Origin of the sequence: Streptomyces sp. NPDC002133 (genome assembly GCF_040296405.1) — a bacterium.
Lineage (GTDB): Bacteria > Actinomycetota > Actinomycetes > Streptomycetales > Streptomycetaceae > Streptomyces.
In genome coordinates this window covers 1-1,169 of the sequence record NZ_JBEOXF010000152.1, presented here as the reverse complement: position 1 = coordinate 1,169, position 1,169 = coordinate 1, and the positions used below count along the sequence as shown (strand labels likewise).

General features: G+C 71.3%; 2 protein-coding genes. One reads left to right on the top strand and one right to left on the bottom strand.

Features of this window, described 5'->3' with window-relative positions; all coding sequences use genetic code 11:
* The coding region (locus ABT078_RS42535; protein WP_351237848.1) for an IS630 family transposase at nt 1-751 on the bottom strand (751 nt) is incomplete at its 3' end.
* 47 nt (nt 752-798) lie between these two features.
* Here ABT078_RS42535 and ABT078_RS42530 point away from each other — a divergent pair.
* A complete protein-coding gene (locus tag ABT078_RS42530; protein ID WP_143614887.1) occupies nt 799-1,125 on the top strand; it encodes a hypothetical protein in 327 nt (108 codons plus the stop codon).
* The last annotated feature ends 44 nt before the right edge of the window (nt 1,126-1,169 follow it).

Sequence of the window (1,169 nt, the reverse complement as noted above, 5' to 3'; positions counted from 1 at the left end):
CGGTGAAGGTCGCTGCGTCGTTGCGGGCGATCACCTCGGTCAGCACTTCGCCGCTGGTCACCTCCAGGGCGGCAACCAGGGAAGCGGTGCCGTGGCGCCGGTACTCGAACTCCTGGCGGGCAGACTCGCCGGGGGCGGCGGGGCGCCCGGGATACCGGCGTGAGCGGGCGGCGATCGCGGTCTTCTCATCGATCGAGAGCACTACCGCACCCTCGGGCGGGTCAAGGTAGAGGGCGCACACGTCCGCCGCACGTTCCCAGAAGTCGGGGGTGTCGCGGCGGGTGAGCCAGCCGCGGACCTTGTGCGGTTTCAGGTCCAGGTCCGCCAGGATCCGCCCGACCTGCGAGGCCGAAACCGGCGCGAAGCAGGTGCCCGCAACCTGCGCGGCGATGGTCCGGTGCGACCAGGTCGCCTCCGGATGCGGCGGAGCACTGGTGGCCGTGGCCACGATCGCTACCCGCACATGGGGCCCGTAGATCTTCGGCCGTCCGGACCGCCCGGCGTCCCGCAGCCCGTCCAGGCCGCCGGCGGCGAACCGGCCCCGCCACTTGCGCACCGTGTTGACGCTGACCTCCAGCTCCCGGGCTATCGCGCCGTTGGCCAGCCCGTCCGCCGCCGCGAGCACGATCTGGGCACGCAGCACTGCCCGCACTTGCGCCTTCGGCGAGCAGACCGTCCGTAACAGCCGCTTACGGACCTCCGGCCCGAGCACCACCGCGACCGCCGCTCCCACGCGTCCTTCACCCTGCACGGCAGACGATCATGGCGGACCGGTGTCACACCCGGCAGGATGGGCCCGTGCCGAAGAACCCCCCGGAATCGATGCAGCACCACCTGCGCCAGCGCCTGAACACCCATGCCCAGGCCCGCTGGCCGCAGCTGGCCCGCATCGACGTCCGCTTCCGCGCCGGATTCGCCTACGTAGCAGCCGAACTGAAGGACGGGGAGGAACTCCCCCTGTGCCGCCTGCGCTTCACCGGCGTCCTACACACCTGGGGCTTCGCCCTCTACCTCGCAAGCCGGGGCGGCTACCAGGACAACTACCTGCCCACAGGACTGCCCATCGGCAGTCCCGAAGACTGCCTCGACTGCGCCGGTGGCCTCTACCTCGACACCCCCGCCTGACCGACCCCAACACCCCTCCACGAACTTCCGCGGAGCAGCACTAG